1 protein-coding gene is annotated in these 582 nt (G+C 31.1%); it reads right to left on the bottom strand.

What is annotated here, in order from left to right:
* On the bottom strand, positions 1-392 hold a 392-nt coding region (locus L8X40_RS08490; RefSeq protein WP_263667694.1), incomplete at its 3' end, for a filamentous hemagglutinin N-terminal domain-containing protein.
* Between the last annotated feature and the right edge of the window lie 190 nt (positions 393-582).

Here is a 582-nt window from a genome sequence, read left to right as displayed (position 1 = left end):
GACGAAGTCGAAGCCACAAAGCGATTAGCATTGATAATCGATCCACTCTTTTCTATGATTACCCCATTAGGATTAATTAAAAAGACATTATTACCACCTGCATTTAATATACCTTCTATCATAGATTTACTAGTTCCATGAGCAATGTTTAGGTAGTTTTTGTCTTTACCTCCAAAGTTTACCTTTTCACCATCTGCTATATTAAAGCCACCACCCCATTGTATGACTGAGTTTGTTCCATTACCTATGATATTCATATTATTACCATTAGTGTTTATAGTCCCACTAGTCCCATGAGTAAATTTACCTCCACTAGGTAAAGCCATTAGTGGAGAAAATAGCATTGATACAGTTATGCCTGAGAGTATGATGTGATTTGCTAACTTTTTCATAATTAATCCTTTTGGTATATTACTTTAGTTTAAATTCACTACTATGCTTTTTGCATCTTTACTTACACTTAGAGTGTATTTAGCTTTTTGAACTTTTGCTTTAATATTTTTATGTAAGCTTTGATTATTTTTAGTGATAGTTTCTAATAAGCTTTGTAAGTCTTTTTGATTTAAGTGTTTATTATTTGCA

Origin of the sequence: Campylobacter sp. CNRCH_2013_0855 (assembly GCF_025773025.1) — a bacterium.
GTDB classification, from domain to species: domain Bacteria; phylum Campylobacterota; class Campylobacteria; order Campylobacterales; family Campylobacteraceae; genus Campylobacter_D; species Campylobacter_D jejuni_C.
Note: the sequence above shows the minus strand (reverse complement) of the source record. Positions and strands in the feature narration are given on the sequence as shown.